Genomic DNA, 18,161 nt, shown 5'->3' with positions numbered 1-18,161 from the left:
CACCGCTGTCACGGTCATCACCGGATCGGCCCGGCGGCCGCGCTTCGGCCCGGAGCGGGCAGCCCCCTCGCGGGGGAGCCACGGGACCGGTGGGATGCGGTCGGGGACGGCCGGCGGCGTACCGGATCAGTAGGGGTTTCCGGTTCCGGGAAGGCGGCCCCGCAGCAGGCCGCCGAAGCGTCCGGGGCGGCCGGGGTCCTCGGTCAGCGGCGGACCGGCGGCGCCGGCGGTGTCGGCGATGCCGGCCAGGAGCTGCCGCAGGGCGCTCACCGCGTCGGTCGCCGGCCGCCAGCCCAGGTCGCCGGCCGCCCGGTCGCAGCTCATCAACGGCGCCTTCAGCGCCAGGCGCACCCATCCGCGGTCCACCGGTTGCAACCGCAGCTGCCAGGTCAGCGCGGCGGCGCCCTCCAGAAGAAGACCAGGGACCCGCAGGGGTACGCCGTGAAAAGCGCGACCGACGATGTCGGCGTCCAGCACGGGGCCGGCGGCCAGGTTGAAAGCGCCGCGGACGTCGGCGCGGAGCACGCGCAGATAGGCGTCGGCCACGTCGTCGGCGTGCACCGCCTGCATGCGCAGGCCCGGATGTCGTGGCACGACCGGGATGCGGCCGAAACGGAGCAGACTCGCCGGCAGCAGCGGGCCGGCGAAGTAGCGGGCGATCTCGGCGCCCGCGTCACGCTGGAAGATCAGGCCCGGGCGGAGCCGCACGACCCGCATCGTCGGATGATCGGACTCGACCTCGTCGAGCATCCGTTCGACGAGAGCCTTGTGCCGGCTGTAGGACGACTCCGGGACACCGGTGCGCAGCCACGTCTCACGGACGAACGCCCGTTTCGGGCCCGGCGCGTAGACCCCGACCGACGACGCGTGCGCCAGGGCCGGGACGCCCGCCCGGACCGCGGCACGGAAGACGGCGCGGCTGCCCAGGACGTTCGTCCGGTACAGGCGGCGCTGGTCGTGGCTCGGCTGGATCTGCCACGCCAGATGCACCACCGCGCCGGCGCCGGTGAACACCTCGGTCAGGCGATCGGTGGCGTCGTCGGCCCCGATGTCGATCGAGTGCCAGGTGACGTCGGCGTACGGGCCGGCCGGCGCGGGCAGGCGACGGCAGACACCGGTCAGGTCCAGATCCGGTTCGGAACGCAGGCGCCGCAGCAGGGCGGTGCCGGAGTTGCCGCTGGCGCCCACGATCACTACACGCATGGGTGTTGCGGTACCCCTGAACGCGCCGTTGAACCGCCCTTTCCGGGGGCCGGTTTACGTCGAGCCGGTAGCGTTCCATTTCCGGGCGGTGGGCTATCGAAGGCGGGCTCTGCCGTCGCCGGCTATCCGGCATTCTTCTGGGCTCCGCTTTCCGGCCGGCCGGTCCCCGTTTCCAGCCACCGGGTCCGCGTTTCCGGCCACCGGGTCCGCGTTTCCAGCCACCGGGTCCCTGTTCCGGCCCGCCGGTCCGCGTTTCCGGTCAGCAGGTCCCCGTTCCGGCCCGCCGGACCTCGTTTCCGGCCGTTCGACCGTCGTTTCCGGTGCTCGGGCTCTTTTCCGCGGCCGTCCCGCCCGGTTGTGGCCGTCCGCGGCGGGCTTTTCCGGGCCGGGCTGCCGGGAACGGCGCGGTCATCACGGAGGCAATGGTTCCGGGTCCGGCGATAGGGGCTCGATACCGGGTCGCCGGCATCCGCCCCGCAACGGCAAACGGCGCCGCCCCTTGCCCGGGGTGACGCCGTTGCCGTGCGAAAACTAGCGCTTGCTGTGGTACGCCTCGACGACCTCGCTCGGGATCCGGCCACGCTCCGAGACGGTGTAGCCGTTCTTGTTGGCCCACTCCCGAATGGCCTGATTCTGGTCGCGGCTGGAACGGCTCGAGACGGCCGGAACTGTGCGCCGGGCAGGGGTCGGAACGTTACCGTTGCGGCCCAGCCGGGTGGCTGCGGAGAGGAACGGTTCCAGTGCTTTTCGCAGCTTGCCGGCGTTCTTCTCGGACAGGTCGATCGTGTAGTTGACGCCGTCGAGGCCGAATTCGACGGTGCGGTCCGCTTCCGTACCGTCGAGGTCGTCGGTCAGCACGGTAATTATCTGCTTGGCCATGGTTGTTCGACTCCTACAGCGAGTTATTCGGCTGACGCTGCGCGCACACGCCAGTCCAGCTCGCGAATGCTCGTCGTCGCATTCATTCTGTCGTCCGGAAGGCGGCTAGTGCAAATTGCCCGTTCTGGCATGTCGCAATTGCCGGGTACCAACCGGCCCGCAGGTCTTTTCGCCGATGTGAATGTGCGGTAACGTGGCTGGTGGGAGCGCTCCCAAGGCCTCTGGAGCTGCTGGCTCCGCAGCGTAGTGGACCTTGCGCGCTCCACGCCACCGTTTCGTGGCCCTCGACCCGAGCCGCCTCGTCGCCGACTCTCCGGTGCCGGGGCGGTTCGCCGTTTCTGCTCCCCGCCCTCCACGGGTGCCCCGTTGCGGCTTGCCCGCATGTCGTGCTGTGACGGCTTGCCCGCGCGTCACCCTGAGGGGCCTGTCCGCATGTCGCCTGGCGGCGGCCTGCCCGTGGTTGCCGGGTTGCGCCTCTCCGTGGTTGCCCGGCGGGCTGCCTGCCTGTGGTTGCCGGGTTGCGCCTCCGTGGTCGCCCGGCGGGCTGCCTGCCCGCGTCCTGTGGCGGCTTGCCGCCGGCGTGGTCGTGCGGGCCTGCTCCCGTGCCGTCCGGCTGCTCGTCCCCGCCTCGCCTCTGCCTCAGGAAGCCGCCGCCTATGGTTGCCGCTTGCACGTCCAACGTTGTAAGCATGTAATCACGTAAGTTCGGGAGGTTGAGATGCGAGTCCGTTTTGCCCAACAGGGTGGCCGTGCCGAGCCGCCCGCTGCCGATGACGCCGCGGCCTGGATCGCCGGAGCCGTTCCGGACGGGTGGTTCGCCGAGCGGCCCGAGGTCGTCATCGATCGCGACGAGATCATCATCTGGGGCCGGCTGCCCCGGCCCGAGCTGGGCGACGACGCCACCGAGGCCGATGCGGCCGCCGCCCAGGCCGGGCGGATCGCCCAGTTCCGTGAGGACACCCGCGACGCCCGGATCCGCGTCGCCCGTCAGGTCGAGCATCGCTATCAGCGGAAGGTGGCGTGGGGCGCCCGCTGCGGCGACGCGTCCGAGTTGTTCACCCATCTGTCCGCCCCGGTGATGACCCGGCTCCGGCAGCCCGAGCGGCAGGTCCTCGACACCCTCGTCGACGCCGGGGTGGCCCGCTCCCGGTCGGAGGCGCTGGCCTGGTGCGTCAAGCTGGTGGGCCGCCACACCGAGGACTGGCTGACCGACCTGCGCGCCGCGATGACCCAGGTCGACGAACTCCGCCGCCGAGGCCCGGACGCCTGATCCCGCACCACCTTCTGCACCGGCTGGTCGTGAGTGCCGCAACGGGTGCCCCCAAATGGCTGGTCGTGAATAGCCGCAACGGGTGTCCCGGAACAGCGCCGGCGACCGGCTCGGTTCTTGAGGTCGGCTGGTTGTGGGGGGCTGTTGCGGGTGTCCCGGAACAGCAGCGGCGATCAGCTCGGTTCTTGAGGGCGGCCGGTCGTGAGCGCCGCTGCGGGCCTCCGCGGGCAGCGCCACGACCGGCTCGGGCTGTCAGACGGCTACGGACTGGGGGCTGCGGAGCCAGGCCAGGACCTCGGTGGGGCCCAGTGGGCTGGAGAAGAGGAAGCCCTGGCCCAGCGGGCAGCCCAGACGGATCAGGACGTCGCGGTGGGCGGTGTCCTCGATGCCTTCGGCGACGACCGCGAGGCCCAGCGACTGGGCGAGGCTCACGATGCCGCTGACCAGGGCCATCGGCTGCTGCCCGAGGACCATGTCGTCGATGAAGGTCTTGTCGATCTTGATGATGTCGATCGGCCGGGACCGCAGGTAGCCGAGGGACGAGTAGCCGGTGCCGAAGTCGTCGATGGCGATCCGGATGCCCATCTCCCGCAGCACGCCCAGGTCGGTCCAGATCCGCTCGTCGTCCTTGACCAGCAGCGTCTCGGTGATCTCCAGCATCAGCGCCTCGGGCGGCACACCGGTGTTCGCGAGCGCCGTACGGACCTGCTCGACGAACCCGCTCTCCCGGAACTGCCGCACCGACACGTTCACGCTCATGTACGGCGCCTGCCCGGGTGGCAGGATGCGGCGCCACTCGGCGACCGTACGCAGCGCCTCCTCCAGCACCCAGCGGCCCATCGGCAGGATCAGGCCGCTCTCCTCGGCGACCTCGATGAACTGGTCCGGTGTGATGACACCCCGCTTCGGATGGTGCCACCGGACCAGCGCCTCGAACCCGACAGCCGTGCCCGACGACAGGTCCACGATCGGCTGGTAGTGCAGCAGGAAATGACCCTCGTTGACGGCGTGGTCGAGCGCCGACCGCAGTTCCAGCCGTTCGACCATCTCGTTGTGGAGGTGCGCCTGGTAGCGGCGCCACTGGTTCTTGCCGGCGCCCTTGGCCACGTACAGCGCAAGGTCGGCCTGGCGCAGCAGCTCGTCCGCGTCGGCGCCCTCGGGCGTGGTGGTGATGCCGATGCTGGCCATCGCGTACAGCGGCTTGGCGTCGGTGATGATCGGCTCGGCGAGGGCCGCGAAGATCCGGTTCGCGGTCTCCTCGACGGCGCCCGGGTCGTTGACGTTCTCCACGATCGCGGCGAACTCGTCGCCACCGAGCCGGGCCGCGGTGTCGTCGGCCCGCAGCGCCCCGGCGATCCGGTGCGCCACCTCGATCAGCAGCTGGTCGCCGACGGCGTGGCCGAGCGTGTCGTTGACCATCTTGAAGTCGTCCAGGTCGATGAAGAGCACGCCGATCACCGAGCCGTCGCGGGTGCTGCGGGCCACCGCGTGGGCCAGCCGGTCGTTGAAGAGCACCCGGTTCGCCAGGCCGGTCATCGAGTCGTGGAACGCCTGATGGGTGAGCTCGTTCTGCAGGCGCCGCTGCTCGGTGACGTCGCGCATGGTGATGACCAGGCCGGACACCGTCGGTTCGGCGCGCAGGTCCCGGCAGTGCAGCTCCAGCAGCACCTCGCTGCGCCGGTTGCCGCGCGCCCGGAAGTCGAGCTGCTGCTCCAGCTGGTGGCCGCCGCGGACGGCCGCGAGCACGTCACCCAGCCGGGACCGCTCGCCCGGGTGGATCACCTCGGGCAGCAGGGCGCCGGTCGGGTCGGCGCCGAAGACCCCGACCGCGGACGGGCTGGCGTACTGGATCCGGTCGTCCTCGTCGAGGATCGTGATCACGTCGGCGGTGTTCTGGATCAGCGTCCGGAAGTAGGTCTCGCTGTTGCGCCGGGCCACCTCGTGCCCGAGCGCGATCCGTTCCAGCGCCAGCGCCACCTGTGCGGCCAGCACCTCCACCGAGCGCTGCAACTCCAGCAGCGCCCAGGTCGGCGCGCCCACGTGCAGGACGCCGACGAGCGGGTCGCCGCCCGGCCGGTCCTTGAGCACCATCGGGCAGCGCAGCGTCTTGGTGAACTGGGTGAGGCGTACGGCCACGGCCCAGTCCACGTCACGGGTGGTGACCAGGCGCGCGGCGGTGCCGGTGGCCCGATCCACGGCGGCCTGTGCGGCGGCCTCCGGCGACTGCGGTTCGGTCTGCGCGATCGCGATCGCCAGCACCACCCCGTGCGGCACGTCGCCGGGGATCAGCTGGGCGACGGTGGTGCGTACGGCCAGGCCCACCGCCTCGCTGTCGGCGGCCGAGACGAGCGCCGCCGACGCCTCCCGCAGCGCCCGCTCCCGGGACATCGCCTGCCGGTGGCTCGCCATGATCCCGGACATCCGGGCCAGGACCAGCGCCACCATCAGCGTGCTGAGCGCCGCCACCACGGTCAGGCCGGCGAACTGGCCGTCCCGGAACATCTTCACCAGTAGCACGGTCGGCGCCACCATGGCGGCGAACCCGAGCAGCGCCAGCCGGGCGTGACTCGTCTCCGCGGGCGGCGTCTCGGCCGGGCGGGTCAGCTCGGCCATCGACGGGATCAGCGCGGCCAGCCCCGCCGCCGTGTACAGGGCCAGATGACCGAAACCGGACGCCCGGCCCACGTCGGCGGCGAGCAGCGCCACCACTCCGGCGCCGAGCAGATAGCCGGGGGCGACGAGCCGGCCCGGCATGGTCGCCAGCCGGATCAGCAGCCCGAGGCAGAGCAGGTCGGCGACCGGCATGGCGATCTCGGTCCAGCCGGTCGCGGCCGAACCCTCCAGCCGCGGGCCGACCACGAACGTCCAGATCAGCAGCGCCACCCCGGACGTGACGGTGAGCGCGTCGAGCAGGCCGGCCAAGTCCCGGGACGCGCTGGTGCGCCGGTCCACGAAACCGGCCAGGGCCACGGCGAGCGCGGCGTACGCGACCAGCAGGGTCGCGATCCCGGCCGGCTCCAGCCAGGTCAGCCAGTTGGTGATGAACGAGGGCGCGAACGCGGCCGCGCCACCGGCCGCCGACAGGACGACCGCGCCGGCCAGCACCCACCACGGCTTGACGTCGTCGGGCTGACTGCGGCGGACCCCCAGCGAGAGCGCCACGACGGCGGAGATCCCGGCGACCAGTCGCAGTGGCGCCTGCAGGCCCGGTTGCAGCCCGAAGGCCACGGCGAGCACCACCATCCAGGCACCGAAGATGGTGGCAGGCCACCGTGTCGGCATCGGTGCTCCCTCCGGCGTACCCCTGTCGGACTGATCGGCCCGGTTGCCGCGCATCTGAGCGGCGACGGCACAATCGCAGGCGTGCTTCTGGAGTTCGTCCACGCCCACACCGTGTCGGCGCCGGTCCCGTTCGTGCCCGAGGTCTCGCTCTTCCAGGCGGAGGACCCGATCGCCCTGTGGGAGGCGACCGAGTCGGCCGGGACCCCGCAGCCGCCGCCGTTCTGGGCGTTCGCCTGGGCCGGCGGGCAGGCCCTGGCCCGGCACATCCTCGACGCCCCCGAGCTGGTCGCCGGGCGCAGCGTTCTCGACCTGGCGACCGGTTCCGGCCTGGTCGCGGTCGCCGCGGCCAAGGCCGGGGCGACGCCGGTGACGGCCAACGACATCGATCCGCTCTCGCTCGCCGCGGCACAGGCCAATGCCGAGGCCAATGGGGTACGGGTGACGACCGTCGAGGCGGACCTGCTCGACAGCGACGACAGGTATGGCGTGGTGCTCGCCGGTGACGTCTTCTACAGCCGGGAGATGGCCGGGCGGGTGCTGCCGTTCCTGCGCCGGGCGGCCGGCCGTGGCTCGCTCGTGCTGGTCGGCGACCCGGGCCGCGCCTATCTGCCGGAGGACCTGATCCAGCGTGCGGTCTACGACGTCCCGGTGATCGAGGAGCTGGAGAGCATGCCGATCCGCCGCACCACGGTCTGGCAGGTCACCGCCTCCTGACGGCTGGGGGTGACGGTGACGGGCGTGCATGAGCCGGCGGCGGGCCGGTCTCCGGACGGACCGCCCTCGTCCCGCGCGGGGAGTTACGGGACCTACGCCCGCCGTACCGAATAAAGATCTAGAAGTCCCCAGCCGTCGGCGACCGTGGCGTCCGGCTCGGCCTGGTCCCCGCCGCAGTCCTCCCGGCCGGACGGCATCAGGACGGCCGAGCCGATGTCGGCGCGCCGGGCGCACGCGATGTCGCGCCGCCGGCTGTCGCCGACGAACCAGCAGTCCCGCGGGGCGATGCCGAGGGCGTCGGTGGCGTTCCAGATCATCTGCGGGTTGGGTTTGCGGACGCCCGCCTCGTCGCTGTAGACCTGCACCGCGAAGAGCCGTCCGACCCCGGCGTTGGCCAGGTAGTCGCGGTGCGCCGCGCCGCACAGCGTGTTGCTCACCACGGCCAGCGGGACACCCGCTTCACGGCACGCGGTGAGGAACTCGGGGATGCCCGGCCGCAGCGTCCACCCCTCGCGCCACGCCCAGTCGTAGCTGAGCCGGGTGACCTGGCCGCGGACCCGGGCCTGCGCGAGCGGCGGCCAGTCGTGGATCACGAACCGCTCCCAGACCGCGAGGTGCGACAACTCGTCCGGCCAGTCCTCGTCGCGCCACCGGGCGTAGGCGGCGCCGCCGTCGACCAGCGCCTGCTGGATCCGGCCGGGGGAGAGCGCGCCCTCGATCAGGTTGTAGAGGCGTAACACCAGGTCGGGGCGCTCCGCGCGGTACGGCGCGTCGGCGAGCACCCCGCCGAAGTCGAGCAGGACCGCCGCCGGCGAGACGACCATCAGCGCTGCCCCAGCGTCCACGCGCGGACGCCGCCGACGATACCCGCCGTGTTCGGCACCACGACCACGTCGTCGCCCATCCGGGCCAGCTGCGCCGGCGTGATCAGCCGGGAGTTGCCGCCGCCCAGATAGACCCGGTCCCACAGGAAGACCGGCCGGAACCCCTCGACCACGTTGCGCACCCGCCGCGACCAGAGCGCGTCCCCGAGACGGCGGCGCTCGTGCTCCCCGATATACGTGTCGTAGGACATCCCCCACTTCACCGGGGCCTGCGACATCTCCAGGTGCGGGGCCAGCTCGCCACCGTCGAACAGCGCGCAGCCCAGACCCGTCCCGAGGGTCAGCACCAGCTCGCAGCCCGTCCCGGCGACCACCCCGGCGCCGTGCACCTCGGCGTCGTTGAGCACCAGCGTGGGCAGCCCGAACGCGTCGGCCAGCGCGGTCCGCGCGTCGAACCCGTGCCACGCCTCGACCAGCTCCGGATCGACCTTCGTACGCGGCCCGGAGCGGGTCACGTAGTGCGGGGTCGCCACCACCACGCCGTGCCGGATCATGCCGGGCATGCCGACCGTGACACGGTCCGCGTTCGGCAACTGCTCGCCGAGCGCCACCAGCGTCTTCACGAACAGGTCGGGTGGCAGAGGATACGGCGTCGGGACCCGGATCGGCTGCGCCCGCATGGTCCCCGCCTCGTCGAGAACCGAACCTTTGATACCGCCGCCGCCACAGTCGATCGTCAGGGTGAATGCCACCCGGCCAGTGTGCATGCGGATCACCTCCCCGGACAGCAATTGTGGCGGGTGTCCGGTCAGCCCGCCTCCTCCGCCCACACGCGCCAGTTGTCCAGCACGCCGTGCAGGGCCGGGGTCAGCCAGCCCGGCGCCGACCGCCGGAACACGCCCGGATCCATCGACCCGGCGCCCGCCGGCAACGCTCCGACCAGGTGCGGAACCAGCTCGCCCAGGTTGGCCCAGTGCACCAGCTCGGGCTCCGCCGGCCACGCGCCGAGGATGACCTTGGCGTGCACGCCGCGACGGTTCAGCGCCTCCAGAGTCAGGGCGGTGTGATTCAACGTACCCAGACCGGCGCGGGCCACCACGATCGTTCCCGAGCCCAGGGTGGTCGCCAGATCCGCGAACGTCCACGCCTCGCCGGACGGGCGCACACCCATCGGCACCAGCAGGCCTCCGGCCCCCTCGACCAGCACCAGGTCGTGTTTGGCGGCCTCCGCGCGGATCGCGTCGACCACGTCGAACAGCTCCAGCGGCGGCATGTCGGCGATCTTGGCGGCGGCCAGCGGGGCGAGCGGCTCCGGATACTCCGCGAGGGTCCGCACGGTGTCCGGCGCGGCCAGGTGGGCGATCACGTCGGCGTCGGTCGGCGCGCCGGTCGCGATGCCGGTCTGACCGGGTTTGATCACGGCGACGCGGAGCCCGGCGGCCTGCGCGGCCGCGGCCATCGCGGCGGTCGCGATCGTCTTGCCGACCTCGGTGTCGGTGCCGGTGACCAGCACGATCCCATGCCACTCGTGCGGATTCGCCGCCTCCGGCGCCCTCTCCGCCTCTTCCGGTCCGCGGTCCGCTTCCGGCTCGCCGTCGGCCGGCGTTTCCTCCCGCAGCGGTACGGCAGACGGCGTCACCGCGTCGTCGTAAGAGGCATCGTCGTGTTCGGGCTCGGCGTTCGGCTCCGCCTCGACATCGCCGTCCTGCCGTTCCGCCATGCCGCTCGCCGGGTGGTCGTCGTGCCGCCCTGCCGTGCCGCTAGCCCGGTCGCCTTCGTGCGGCCCCGCGTCGTGTCCTGTGCGGTCGTCGTCGGGCCGCCTCGCGGCGCGTTGTGTGGGGTCGTCGTCGGGCCGCCCCGTGTCGCGTTGTGTGGGGTCGTCGTCGGGCCGCCTCGCGGCGCGTTGTGTGGGGTCGTCGTCGTGCCGCGTCGCGGCGCGTTGTGTGGGGTCGTCGTCGTGCCGCCCCGTGTCGCGTTGTGTGGGGTCGTCGTCGGGCCGCCTCGCGGCGCGTTGTGTGGGGTCGTCGTCGTGCCGCGTCGCGTCGCGTTGTGTGGGGTCGTCGTCGGGCCGCCCCGCGTCGCGTCGTATGCGGTCGCCGGCGTGTCGGTCCGTCGTGTTCGCCGTGCGGTCGGCGGTGTGCGGCTCCGTCGGCCCGGCGCCGGGGCCTGCTCCGTCGTCCGCACGGGCCGCTGTCGCCGGCCCCGCGCCCGACGACGGGACGCCGTGTCGTGCCGGGTCGTCGTCGTGGGGCTCCGCCGGGGTGTCGGGACGGGGCGCAGGCGGGACCGGGCGTGGCTCCAGCCGGTGCCCGCCGCCGTGAGCCTGCAACGGGTCCGGGACGCCGGTGACCACCCGGACCGGCGGTGGTGTCGCAGTCGGCAGCCCGTGGCCCCCGCCGCCCCGCTCGGGACGGGGTGGCGGCACCACCGAGAGATGGGCCCGGCGGGTCACTTGCGGGGGGTCGGCGGTCATGGTGCGCACTCCAGGATCACGGTCAAGGCTCGGGCGAAAGCCTCCTCGGGGACGCCCGCGTTCACGGTCAGCCGTAGTCGTGAGCTGCCGTCCGGTGTCGACGGTGGCCGGAAGCAGCCGACCGCCACCCCGCTGTCACGGCAGTCGGCGGCCCAGGCCACGGCCGCCTCCGGGCCCGGCGCCGGCACCGACAGCACACCGGCCGCCGGATCGTGGACCGGCCGGCCCGCGGACCGCAGCGTGGCCGCCAGATGCGCGCCGCGCCGGAACAGCACGGCCCGCCGGTCGTCGGCGGCGCGGGCCACCTCGACGGCGGCGAGCACCCCGGCGGCCACGGCCGGGGGCGGGGCGGTGTCGTAGATGAAGCTGCGCCCGGTGTCGACCAGGTGCCGGACCAGCGGGCCCGGCCCGGCCACCACGCCACCGGCGCCGCCGAGCGATTTGGACAGTGTGGCGGTGACGATCACGTCCGGCGCGCCGGTCAGCCCGGCGGCCGCGACGCCGCCCGCCCCGGACTCGCCGAGCAGGCCGAGGGCGTGCGCGTCGTCGACGATCAGCAGCGCGCCGCGGGCCGACGTGACAGCGTGCAGGGCGGCGAGCGGGGCGAGGTCGCCGTCGACCGAGAACACCGACTCGGTGACCACCGCGGCCCGGCCCGGATGCGCGTCGAGCAGGGCGGCGACGGCGGCCGGATCGTTGTGGGGGGCGACGCGCACCGGCAGGCCGGAGATCCGGCAGCCGTCGATCAGGGAGGCATGGTTGTACGCGTCGGAGACGACCAGGTCACAGACCGCGGACAGGGCCCGGACCACGGCCAGGTTGGCCAGATAGCCGGACGAGAAGACCAGCGCCGACTCGCAGCCGAGCCAGCCGGCCAGCGTCTCCTCGAGGGCGGTGTGCAGGTCGGTGGTGCCGCGGACCAGCCGGGAGCCGGTGGCGCCCAACCCGTACGCCTCGAGGGCCTGCCGTGCCGCGCCGACCACCCGGGGGTGACCGGAGAGGCCGAGGTAGTCGTTGCCGGCGAGATCTATGACGGTGTCGCCGGCCGCTCGCGGCCGCAGCTGACGGGTGAGTCCCGCCTTGGCCCGCTCGTGGGCCAGACGATCGAGCGTCTCCAACCAGTCCGCCAAGACACCCCCATTGATCACCAGACTGGCAAACTATCACCCAGCTCCGACAGTCCTACCGGACTGGGAACTCTGTAGGGTACGGGCATGCCAGAGATCCTCGACCACGCCCGTACCCGGGTGCTCGACGACGGCGCCGGCCTCGACGAGGCGGGCATCCTGGAGGTTCTGCGTCTACCCGACGAGGACCTGCCGGAGCTCCTGCAACTCGCCCACGACGTCCGGATGAAATGGTGCGGTCCGGAGGTCGAGGTCGAGGGCATCGTCTCGCTGAAGACCGGTGGCTGTCCCGAGGACTGTCATTTCTGCTCGCAGTCGGGCCTGTTCGCATCCCCCGTCCGGGCGGTGTGGCTCGACATTCCCTCCCTCGTGGAGGCGGCGAAGCAGACCGCGGCCACCGGGGCGACCGAGTTCTGCATCGTGGCCGCCGTCCGCGGGCCGGACAAGCGCCTGATGGACCAGATGCGCGCCGGCGTGCGGGCGATCAGGGAGGCGGTCGACATCCAGGTCGCCGCGAGCCTCGGCATGCTCACCAAGGAGCAGGTCGACGAGCTGGCCGAGATGGGTGTCCATCGGTACAACCACAACCTGGAGACCTGCCGCTCCTACTTCCCCAACGTGGTGACCACCCATTCGTGGGAGGAGCGGTGGAGCACGCTGACCATGGTCCGGGAGTCCGGCATGGAGGTGTGCTGCGGCGGCATCCTCGGCATGGGGGAGACGCTGGAGCAGCGGGCCGAGTTCGCCGCCCAGCTGGCCGAGCTCGACCCGCACGAGGTCCCGCTCAACTTCCTGACGCCCCGCCCCGGCACCCCGTTCGGGGACCGTCCGGTGGTGGAGGGCCGTGACGCGCTGCGGGCGATCGCCGCGTTCCGGCTGGCCATGCCACGGACCATCCTGCGCTACGCGGGCGGCCGGGAGATCACCCTGGGCGATCTGGGCACCCGCGACGGGCTGCTCGGCGGCATCAACGCGATGATCGTCGGCAACTACCTGACCACGCTGGGCCGCCCGGCGACCGCCGACCTGGAACTCCTGAAGGACCTGAAGATGCCGGTCAAGTCCCTGTCGGCGACCTTCTGATGTATTGCGACCGTTGTGGCGAGCCCGGCACACACCCGGAGTGCACGGCCGCCCGTGAGCTGGAGCCGCCCCGCTACTGCCCCGACTGCCGCCGCCGGATGAAGGTCCAGGTGGTCCCGACCGGCTGGACAGCCACCTGCGTCGAACACGGCGACCGTCACGGCTGACCGCCACCCTGAGACGCGGCCGCCGTCCCAGGGCCGGCGACGGGTTGACATCCAGCGTGTGGATACGGCGGCGGGGACCCTTGGGTGGCGGCAGGCAAAGCCCGCCGCCACCCCTCTCACCCACCCACCCGCAGGCGGTGGGAACTCGGTCAGGGCTGTCTCAGGGCACTGCGACAGCCGTGAGTGCCGGCCGCTTTCACATCACGCCGACCAGCCGCTCTCCGATCACGCCGAGGTGGCGGGGGTCTCGTCGGTCACGCGGGGGCCGGCCGTCCGCAGGGTGACGGTGACCATCGCGCCGTCCCGCTCGATCGGCCCGGCGCCGACCCGGCGCAGGGTGCGCAGCATCGCCACGTTGCCCGCGCCGACGTGTGCCACCACCGCCGCGACGCCGTTCTTCGCGGCGTGTGCCCGGAGCCGCCGCAGCAACGCCGTGCCGAGGCCGCGCCGCTGCCAGTCGTCGGCGACCAGCACGCGGACCTCGCCGAGGTCGCCCTCGGCCAGCAGGGTCGCCATCGCCACCACGGCGCCGCCCGGCGCGACCGCGAGCAGGGTCAGCCCGCCGGCCGGCTCCAGCAGGCGCCGCAGCCTCGCGTCGGTGGGGACCCCGGCCGGGTAGCGCTGGCGCAGCGTCGCGGGGGAGCACTCGTCGTGGAACTCGCCGGCGGCGGCCACGTCGTCGGGCCCGGCGGCGCGCAGCACCATCTCGGTGCCGTCCGGCAGCAGCAGCGCCACCTGCTCGCGGTGCCGCCGGTGGATCGCGGTGGCCACCTCGACCAGCGCCTGCGCCCGGGCGAACTCGGCGGGGGTGAAGGCGGGCAGCGCCCGGAGCACCTCGAGCGAGCCGCCGCCCGGGTCGGTGAGAGTCATCCGGCCACCGTGGAAGCCGGGCACGTCCCCACCCTGCGGGCGCCAGCGGACCTCGGTCGCGTCGAGCAGCGTCACCAGGGCCTCGCCGAGCGTGTCGGGCTCGTGAACCAGCCGGCCGGCCAGCGCGAGCGCCCGGGTCGGCTGATCGGCGAGCCCCTGCGCCTCGGCCCGGGCCACGAACGCGTCGCGCCCACGGCCCTTGGCCACCGCGGCCAGCAGGTCGGCCTCGGTCAGCTGATCGGGAGCGTCCACCAGGAAGTCGTCGACCGCGCCGTCCTCGGTGGTGTGCACCTGGACGGCGAGGATGTTCACCGACCGCAGGGCCAGGCTCGCGGTCAGCACCGAGAGGTAACCGGGGCGGTCGTCGACCGTGGCCCGGACACGCCACAACGCCATCGAAGGCACTCCTTCCTCCAGGGGCCGGGAGCCGGAATCCGGCTGCCGGCCCCTTTCAGAGTGCACCGCCGTTGTTGCGTTGGTATTGCCTGAGCTGCTAAAACTGAGGTTAGGACGATCACACCGGATTGACGGCGGCGGGCGTGCCGACGGAGTCCAGCCGGGTGCCGAGGATGACGGCGGCGGCCCGGACCAGCTGGGCCACCCGGTCCACCTCGGTGACGTGGAAGGCGGCGGCCGGCAGGTCGTCCTCGTCGGTACGGGCGACGACCAGCACCAGCCCGCCCCGGCCGAACGGGGCCACCGCGAAGCGCGCGCCACCGGGCTCGGTCATCGGGCGGGCCCGCAGCGGGGTCACCTCGGGCAGGTGCAGCGGGGACGGGGCGCGCCAGCTGGCGTACGCCACGGTGGGCTCGCTGCCCCCGCCGGCGCCGCTGCGCGCGGCCCAGTCGGCCGGGACGACGGCGGCCGCGGCCCAGTCGGCGGCGAGCAGTCCCGGAACGGCGTCGACGAGGGTGGCCAGGCCGTCCACCGGGTTCGCCGCGACCTGGGCGAGCAGCTCGGCGTCGTGGCCGCCGTTGACCGGTGCTCCTATCGCCTTCCACACGCCGTCCACCTGCACACCGGGGATCGCGGCCAGGCCGGCGAGGAGCCGCTCGACGCGGGTCGCGCCGGGCCACACGACGGTGAAGTCGTCGACGGCGCGGCCGCCGAGGCGCTCCAGCACCACGACCTGGACGATGTCGGCGCCGGCCACCCCGAGAGTGCGCGCGACCTGTCCCAGAGCGCCCGGGCGGTCCGGAAGGGTGACTCGAACCCGCAGCAACATGTAAATCCTCCCGTCGCGACGGCCGGTGGCGCCGTCCCCGTTGAACACCCTGCCCACCTGGCGTTTCCGACCGGTTGCGCAGCCGTGTCCCGGCCGTCAAGCCAGCGTCATATGCCCGAAATCACACCTCAGAGTAGGAGTCCGCGCCGGTGAGGGCGGTTCGCCGGTCGGGTGTCGGACAGTGCCGTACTCCCGAAGAGTGGATCATCGTCCCGATATGCGGGACCGGGGGACGTGGCCGGTCGTCGGCGCCGCTGAGGCGGCACCGACTACCGGCCACGGGTCTAGGGTCTAGGCATGATCTGTGCGGACTGCCGGGAGCGGCGGCACGAGGACTGCAAGGGCGCGTCCTGGTGCGACTGCCAGCACCGCAAGCCCGAGCCGACCCCGCCGGTCACCGGCCCGCCCGGCCCGTGATCCTCACCCGCGACGCGCTGCTCGCCCACTACCCGCGGTCCGCCCGTCCGGTCCTCCGGGCGAACTTCATCGCGAGCGCCGACGGGGCGGTCGCGGTCGACGGCCTCTCCGCCGGCCTCCAGGGGCCCGGTGACAAGGAGATCTTCGACCATCTGCGTACGGTCTGCGACGCCCTGGTCGTCGCGGCCGGCACGGTCCGCGCCGAGCGGTACGACGCGTTGCGCCTGACCGAGGCGGACCGGGCGTGGCGGCGGGCGAACGGGCTGCCCGAGTTCCCGCTCATGGTGATCGTCTCCGGCTCTCTCGATCTCGACCCGGAGCAGCTGGTCTTCTCCGACGCGCCGGTCCGCCCGATCGTGCTGACCCACCACGCGGCGCCCGCCGGCGCGCCGGTCCGCGAGGTCGCCGAGGTGATCGCGGTCGGTGACGAGCACGTCGACCTGGCCGCCGGGGTGCGGGTGCTGCACGGGCGCGGCGCGACGCAGGTGCTCTGCGAGGGCGGCCCCGGCCTGTTCGGCGCCCTGATCGCCGCGGACCTGGTCGACGAGCTGTGCCTGACCGTCGCCCCGATGCTGGCCGGCGGCGCGGCGGGCCGGATCGCGCACGGGCCGCCCACGCCCCCGCGCCGGATGTCGCTGGGGCACGCGCTCCCGCACGAGGACATGCTTTTCCTTCGGTATGTACGGGCCTGACCGCTATGTACGGAACGGGCGCTCACCGCATGTCCGGAGGTGAGATGAGTGCCGATCCCGGCCGATCGGTGCACATCAGGGCGCGCCTCCGTTATCAGGCCAAGATCTTGTGCATAACTCTGTGGATGGACACCAGAAGTTGTGGACAACGAAGGGCGCGGGCATTTTGTCGTACCTCTGAGGCACCATGATCCCCGTGTCTGACGAAACTTCCCCCGTCGGGCGGGTGCTCGGAACAGCGGACGCGACACCGCTGCAGTTCTGGACGGCCGTGACCCCGGGCAGCTATCTCCAGCTCGACGACGTCGTGGTGACCCGGCGCGACCTGCCGGACCGCGAGCCGGTGACGATCGCCGGCGTGGTCACCCAGGTGCGGGCCCGGCACGAGGGCGCCCAGTTCGACTCGGACGTGTTCGCCATCGCCGACGGCACGCTGCCCGCCATGGTGCAGGAGGCCGCCGAGATCACCACCACCCGCGTCGACCCGGAGCTCTACGTGCCGCCCGCCCCGGGCGCCGTGGTGCACCGGGCCTCCGGCGACGCGCGTGACGCGGCGCTGCACTTCGACCGGATGGAGCGGCGGGTCCCGATGGGCACCGGCCGTGACGGGGTCCCGGTCTTCCTCAACGCCGACTTCCTCGACGGCACCCGGGGCGCGCACGTGTCGATCTCCGGCATCTCCGGCGTGGCGACCAAGACCAGTTTCGCGACGTTCCTGCTCTACTCGGTGTTCCGGTCCGGCCAGCTGGGCGCCGACGGCGCCAACGCCCGCGCGCTGATCTTCAACGTCAAGGGTGAGGACCTGCTCTTCCTCGACCATCCCAACACCAAGCTCGACGACCGGACCCGCGAGGCGTATGCGTTGCTCGGCCTGCCCGCGGCCCCCTTCCCGGACGTGCGGGTCTACGCGCCGCCCCGGGCCGGTGACTCGTCCGGCGCGCCCGACGTGGCCAGCCGGCTCACCGGGGTCGACGCCTTCTACTGGACGCTCGCCGAGTTCTGCGAGCAGAAACTGCTGCCGTATGTGTTCGCCGACGCCGACGACGAGCGCCAGCAGTACACGATGGTGGTCCACTCGGTGACCGCCCACCTCAACCGGTATGCGGTGCCCGCCGAGGGCGGCATCAGCATCGACGGCAAGCGGATCAGCTCGTATCAGGATCTCGTCGATCACGTGGTCGAGCAGCTCACCGACGACGAGACCCGGTCCACCTGGGCGGGCAGCGCGGTCAACATGGGCACCGTCAACGCGTTCGCCCGGCGGCTGATCGGCAGCAAGCGCGACCTGTCCCGGCTGATCCGCGGCGACCTGGCGCAGCGCCGCCCGCACCGGATCAAGACCGCCGACAGCGCCCAGGTGACCGTCGTCGACCTGCACAACCTGCCGGACCGGGCGCAGCGGTTCGTGGTCGGTGTGACGCTGAAGACCGAGTTCGAGGAGAAGGAGAAGTCGGGCACCGGCCGCCCGCTGCTCTTCGTGGTCCTCGACGAGCTGAACAAGTACGCGCCGCGCGAGGGCTCCTCCCCGATCAAGGAGGTGCTGCTCGACATCGCCGAGCGCGGCCGCTCGCTCGGCGTGATCCTGATCGGCGCCCAGCAGACCGCCAGCGAGGTCGAGCGCCGCATCGTGACGAACTCGGCGATCCGCGTGGTCGGCCGTCTCGACCCGGCCGAGGCGTCCCGCCCGGAGTACGGGTTCCTCCCCCCGGCCATGCGCCAGCGCGCCCTGCTGGCCCGCCCGGGCACGATGTTCGTGAACCAGCCGGACATCCCGGTCCCGCTCTGCGTCGAGTTCCCGTTCCCGGCGTGGGCCACCCGCAAGTCGGAGTCCGGGCCGCCGCCGGCCGAGACGCTCCGCTCGATCGTGCAGGGCGCCGACCCGTTCGCGGTGATAGGCGGGCGACCAGGGGCCGACGACGACATTCCCTTCTGACG

The 18,161-nt window shown here is 72.8% G+C and carries 15 protein-coding genes; 6 read left to right on the top strand and 9 right to left on the bottom strand.

Annotation, left to right across the window (positions count from 1 at the left end; genetic code table 11):
• Positions 1-126 precede the first annotated feature (126 nt).
• Together BM290_RS32595 and BM290_RS32590 are read right to left on the bottom strand one after the other, a co-directional pair.
• Positions 127-1,203 (bottom strand): NAD-dependent epimerase/dehydratase family protein, encoded by a 1,077-nt coding sequence (locus BM290_RS32595; protein WP_093619770.1) that lies wholly within the window; start codon positions 1,201-1,203, stop codon positions 127-129.
• A gap of 531 nt (positions 1,204-1,734) precedes the next feature.
• A complete protein-coding gene (locus BM290_RS32590) occupies positions 1,735-2,082 on the bottom strand; it encodes a histone-like nucleoid-structuring protein Lsr2 (protein ID WP_093619769.1) in 348 nt (115 codons plus the stop codon).
• Between the two features lie 718 nt (positions 2,083-2,800).
• On the opposite strand from BM290_RS32590, the gene BM290_RS32585 reads away from it, so the two are divergent.
• Positions 2,801-3,352 (top strand): hypothetical protein, encoded by a 552-nt coding sequence (locus BM290_RS32585; RefSeq protein WP_093619768.1) that lies wholly within the window; start codon positions 2,801-2,803, stop codon positions 3,350-3,352.
• A 252-nt stretch (positions 3,353-3,604) separates the two neighbouring features.
• Here the strand turns inward: BM290_RS32585 and BM290_RS32580 are convergent, their stop codons facing one another.
• Positions 3,605-6,634 (bottom strand): putative bifunctional diguanylate cyclase/phosphodiesterase, encoded by a 3,030-nt coding sequence (locus BM290_RS32580; protein WP_093619767.1) that lies wholly within the window; start codon positions 6,632-6,634, stop codon positions 3,605-3,607.
• A gap of 72 nt (positions 6,635-6,706) precedes the next feature.
• Between BM290_RS32580 and BM290_RS32575 the strand changes: the two genes are divergently transcribed.
• Complete coding sequence (locus tag BM290_RS32575; protein WP_373871103.1) at positions 6,707-7,348, top strand: class I SAM-dependent methyltransferase; 642 nt, start codon at positions 6,707-6,709, stop codon at positions 7,346-7,348.
• 92 nt (positions 7,349-7,440) lie between these two features.
• Here the strand turns inward: BM290_RS32575 and BM290_RS32570 are convergent, their stop codons facing one another.
• The 4 genes from BM290_RS32570 to BM290_RS32555 form a co-directional block, all read right to left on the bottom strand.
• Positions 7,441-8,172: an HAD family hydrolase gene (locus tag BM290_RS32570; RefSeq protein ID WP_093619968.1), complete on the bottom strand. Its 732-nt coding sequence runs from the start codon at positions 8,170-8,172 to the stop codon at positions 7,441-7,443.
• Positions 8,172-8,924 carry an ROK family protein gene (locus tag BM290_RS32565; RefSeq protein WP_093619969.1) on the bottom strand — a complete coding sequence of 251 codons (753 nt, stop codon included), beginning with the start codon at positions 8,922-8,924 and terminating at the stop codon, positions 8,172-8,174. Before BM290_RS32565 ends, BM290_RS32570 begins: the two co-directional genes overlap by 1 nt.
• Positions 8,925-8,980: 56 nt before the next feature.
• Positions 8,981-9,688, bottom strand: a complete 708-nt coding sequence (gene bioD / locus BM290_RS32560; protein ID WP_093619967.1) for a dethiobiotin synthase — start codon at positions 9,686-9,688, stop codon at positions 8,981-8,983.
• 953 nt (positions 9,689-10,641) lie between these two features.
• The gene (locus tag BM290_RS32555) at positions 10,642-11,775 is read right to left on the bottom strand and encodes an 8-amino-7-oxononanoate synthase (protein WP_093619765.1); all 1,134 of its coding nucleotides are present in this window, start codon (positions 11,773-11,775) and stop codon (positions 10,642-10,644) included.
• Positions 11,776-11,859: 84 nt separating this feature from the next.
• Here BM290_RS32555 and bioB point away from each other — a divergent pair, with 84 nt between their 5' ends.
• Complete coding sequence (bioB, locus tag BM290_RS32550; protein ID WP_093619764.1) at positions 11,860-12,855, top strand: biotin synthase BioB; 996 nt, start codon at positions 11,860-11,862, stop codon at positions 12,853-12,855.
• Entirely contained in the window at positions 12,855-13,022 is a 168-nt protein-coding gene (gene bsaP / locus BM290_RS51190; protein WP_444978726.1) for a biotin synthase auxiliary protein BsaP, read from the top strand. The genes bioB and bsaP overlap by 1 nt, the downstream gene beginning before the upstream one ends.
• A gap of 225 nt (positions 13,023-13,247) precedes the next feature.
• On the opposite strand, the gene BM290_RS32545 is transcribed toward bsaP, so the two are convergent.
• Together BM290_RS32545 and BM290_RS32540 are read right to left on the bottom strand one after the other, a co-directional pair.
• Entirely contained in the window at positions 13,248-14,288 is a 1,041-nt protein-coding gene (locus BM290_RS32545) for a GNAT family N-acetyltransferase (protein WP_093619763.1), read from the bottom strand.
• A gap of 118 nt (positions 14,289-14,406) precedes the next feature.
• On the bottom strand, positions 14,407-15,117 hold the full coding sequence (locus tag BM290_RS32540; RefSeq protein ID WP_093619966.1) for an ACT domain-containing protein: 711 nt from the start codon (positions 15,115-15,117) through the stop codon (positions 14,407-14,409).
• Between the two features lie 413 nt (positions 15,118-15,530).
• On the opposite strand from BM290_RS32540, the gene BM290_RS32535 reads away from it, so the two are divergent.
• Positions 15,531-16,226 carry a pyrimidine reductase family protein gene (locus tag BM290_RS32535; RefSeq protein ID WP_239143837.1) on the top strand — a complete coding sequence of 232 codons (696 nt, stop codon included), beginning with the start codon at positions 15,531-15,533 and terminating at the stop codon, positions 16,224-16,226.
• A gap of 187 nt (positions 16,227-16,413) precedes the next feature.
• Positions 16,414-18,159, top strand: a complete 1,746-nt coding sequence (locus BM290_RS32530; RefSeq protein WP_093619762.1) for an ATP-binding protein — start codon at positions 16,414-16,416, stop codon at positions 18,157-18,159.
• Positions 18,160-18,161 lie beyond the last annotated feature (2 nt).

The organism is Actinoplanes philippinensis, from assembly GCF_900113015.1.
Classification (GTDB): Bacteria; Actinomycetota; Actinomycetes; order Mycobacteriales; family Micromonosporaceae; genus Actinoplanes; species Actinoplanes philippinensis.
Note: the sequence above shows the minus strand (reverse complement) of the source record. Positions and strands in the feature narration are given on the sequence as shown.